The 1004-nt window shown below is 47.4% G+C and carries 1 protein-coding gene; it reads left to right on the top strand.

What is annotated here, in order from left to right; genetic code table 11:
- Window positions 1-410 (top strand): S41 family peptidase (locus tag QVO39_RS00010; protein ID WP_288171129.1); only part of this gene is annotated, 410 nt, incomplete at its 5' end.
- Window positions 411-1004: the final 594 nt, after the last annotated feature.

Raw genomic sequence — 1004 nt, 5'->3', positions numbered from 1 at the left:
AAGACCTCGTCACCCTACTTACGGGCAAGCTCTACAGCAAGTTTGCACCAAGAGGGCAGTTCATTGGCAATGACCCCTTTGCACAGTGGACCAAGCCCTCTGCAGTACTGATGAGCGAAGGCAACTACTCCAATGCCCACGGCTTCCCATGGGTTTATAAGACCCTAGGCATCGGCAAACTCATAGGTGCACCAGTACCTGGAACCATGACCGCCGTATGGTGGGAAACCCTTGTAGACCCCTCACTCGTATTTGGTATCCCTCAGGTCACCGTAACAGATGTCAATGGCAATGCTCTCGAAAATCACCAGCTTGAGCCGGATATTCTCATCTACAACACTCCTGAGGAGGCTCAACGCAATTACGATGCTCAGCTCAAAGCAGCAGTGGACGAGCTGATGAAGAAGTAACTAAACACCAACCCATAATGACCGAAAGGTGGAGCTACCTCTGTGTGGCTCCACCTTTCTTTATTGTGCCTATCGGAGGGAGGGGGTACCTTCTTCGGACAGATCGGACAGATCAGACGCTCTAATAGATAAGTGCTAAGATCCTCTTGTAAAAAGACTTGCGGAGGAGCTTATTCATTATTTTACTGCTCGTGTGTAGTTTTTCAGGAATAGAGGGCACGAAGTGTCTACTTTTTCAGGAATAGCGAATAATTGGTGTACACCATATCAGGGATACTTACATCAGATTAGCGATTAAAAGGGCTACCGCATCAACCTCATATTCCGCACGCGTGCGGAATGGATTCCGTAGCCCTGCGGAATAGATTCCGTATGCGTGCGGAATAAGGGGTTGATAGGGTCTCCCCAAATGACGCAAGTAGCATTCCTATTAAATTTGTCCGACCTTCCACAAGGGGTCGTGGGTTTTGATTGCATTGGTTATCTATAGAGACTCCGATGAATACTACATTGTAAGACCTTTCTAATGCACAACCCATAACAGGGTTTACGCATTAGAGGAGACTGTAGTACGAATGATCATATACAAGCTGT

The sequence above is a fragment of the Porphyromonas sp. CAG:1061 genome (assembly GCF_000435035.1).
Lineage (GTDB): Bacteria > Bacteroidota > Bacteroidia > Bacteroidales > Porphyromonadaceae > Porphyromonas_A > Porphyromonas_A somerae.
The sequence above is the reverse complement of the archived record's forward strand: the minus strand, read 5'-3'. Positions and strand labels throughout refer to the sequence as shown.